This is a genomic window from Chryseobacterium mucoviscidosis (assembly GCF_002177115.1).
Lineage (GTDB): Bacteria > Bacteroidota > Bacteroidia > Flavobacteriales > Weeksellaceae > Chryseobacterium > Chryseobacterium mucoviscidosis.
This window is the reverse complement of record NZ_MVAG01000069.1, coordinates 1-287: the sequence shown is the minus strand read 5'-3', so window position 1 is coordinate 287 and position 287 is coordinate 1. Positions and strand designations below refer to the sequence as shown.

At 48.1% G+C, this 287-nt stretch carries 1 protein-coding gene; it reads left to right on the top strand.

All coding sequences use genetic code 11. The features are described from left to right. Positions 1-267: Ivy family c-type lysozyme inhibitor (locus tag B0E34_RS22675; protein WP_123956517.1), on the top strand; the 267-nt coding region annotated here is incomplete at its 5' end. Positions 268-287: the final 20 nt, after the last annotated feature.

The following is a 287-nucleotide window of genomic DNA, read 5'->3' as shown; positions in this document are numbered from 1 at the left end:
GAAACCGTGACATTGGGAGATGAGACGTATCAGGTGATGAGCGCGTGCAAACCTCATGACTGTGGCTCGCAACGTATCGCTGTGATGTGGTCCGAGAAATCTAATCAGATGACGGGGCTGTTCTCGACTATTGATGAGAAAACGTCGCAAGAGAAACTCACCTGGCTGAATGTGAATGATGCGCTTTCGATTGATGGCAAAACGGTGCTGTTCGCGGCGTTGACCGGCAGCCTGGAAAACCATCCGGATGGCTTTAATTTTAAATAATTAGCCGATAAAAAAACGGA